The sequence below is a fragment of the Hydrogenibacillus schlegelii genome (assembly GCF_001653195.1).
Classification (GTDB): domain Bacteria; phylum Bacillota; class Bacilli; order Thermicanales; family DSM-22653; genus Hydrogenibacillus; species Hydrogenibacillus schlegelii.
This window is the reverse complement of the sequence record NZ_JXBB01000065.1, coordinates 1-539: the sequence shown is the minus strand read 5'-3', so window position 1 is coordinate 539 and position 539 is coordinate 1. Positions and strand designations below refer to the sequence as shown.

Annotated in this window: 1 protein-coding gene; it reads right to left on the bottom strand. The window is 63.6% G+C overall.

Features of this window, described 5'->3' with window-relative positions; translation table 11 throughout:
* A partial coding sequence (locus SA87_RS11970) for an RNA-guided endonuclease InsQ/TnpB family protein (protein WP_156516551.1) occupies positions 1 to 539 on the bottom strand: 539 nt, incomplete at both ends.

Here is a 539-nt window from a genome sequence, read left to right as displayed (position 1 = left end):
TCCTCGATCGCGATCACCGGATGCGTCCGGACGAGTTCGGTCGTGCGCTTGTGGAGGAAGTCCAGACGAATGTTCCGGATCTTCCGGTGCAGCCGGGCCAGGCGAAGGGCCGATTTTTGTCGGTTCTTTGAACCTTTTTCCTTCCGGCTGTGGGCGCGCTGGCGTCTTTGGAGGAGGCGGAGCCTTTTGGCGAGGGGCTTGGGCGCTTCGATTTGAGTGACGCCGCCGGCTTCTTCCGCCTTCGTCGCGAAGGAATTGAGCCCGAGGTCAATCCCGGCGGCCGGACCCTTAGGAGGGGTGGGATCCGGAATTTCTTCCTCCACCGTTACGCTCACAAACCAGCGGTCAGCCTCCCGGCTGACGGTGGCGTGGAGGATGCGCCCCTGCGGGAAGCGGGTCTTTACGCCGCCTTTCTTCCGGCGGACGGGCTTCTCTTTCAGGCGCACGGCGCCGATGCGAGGGAGCACGATGTGGCGCGCCTTTCCGGGATAACGCCTGTCACTCCCGTCCAGAAGCAGGCGAATCGTGCCGGAACTGTT